At 38.2% G+C, this 770-nt stretch carries 1 pseudogene; it reads right to left on the reverse strand.

Annotation, left to right across the window (positions count from 1 at the left end):
• Positions 1 to 166 precede the first annotated feature (166 nt).
• A pseudogene (locus tag KGF70_RS17520) lies at positions 167 to 770 on the reverse strand (HD domain-containing protein); the annotation flags it as partial.

Here is a 770-nt window from a genome sequence, read left to right on the forward strand (position 1 = left end):
CCAAACAGCAACATCAACGAGAGTGTCTGGAAGACGCTCATTGACTGTGAAACCTTCCTGAAGATTATTCCATGTTCACATGGCATCACCTAGCAGGGGATCAGACTGTCCTTTATTAAAAAGTTCAGCGACTTTTTCGAAATACGATTTATCTAATAGATGCTCATTATGTTTCATCTTTTACACCTGTTTCCATTTGGAATTCAGATAAGAAATCACGCATATACTTTGTTCGACGACTGGCTTCTTGCTTTCCCGTTCTGGTATTCATTGAACTTGCTAATTTCAGCAGCTTTTCATAAAAGTGATTGATGGTTGTACTTTTGTGATGGCGATAATCATCGTGTGTTTTGATTTTCTTCACTGATATTTTGGAATCATATATTTCCTGTCCAGCGTGCCCGCCGTAAGCAAATGCACGTGCTATGCCGATTGCACCTAGTGCATCAAGTCTATCAGCGTCCTGAACACATTTACCTTCGTTAGAAAGCTGATAATGGTGTTCAATGTTGTCAGCATATGACATATGTTGGATAATATCTAAAATGTCTTCTCTAGCCGGAGTTGTAATATTCTCATGGCTAAGTATAATTCGTACTCCTCTCAGTCTATTCTATCTGCAGTGACTTTTTAGTCTATGGTGTCATGCAAATAGCTAGCTACTTTCACAACATACAGACCAATATCAGTTTCATTTTTTTTAAAATCTTCTATACATTTTTTTGAGCTAGCTTAGCCACTCTTTGGGCATGAAGAAAATCATGCCCAGT

Origin of the sequence: Lactiplantibacillus sp. 7.2.4, from assembly GCF_018991185.1 — a bacterium.
Taxonomy (GTDB): domain Bacteria; phylum Bacillota; class Bacilli; order Lactobacillales; family Lactobacillaceae; genus Lactiplantibacillus; species Lactiplantibacillus pentosus.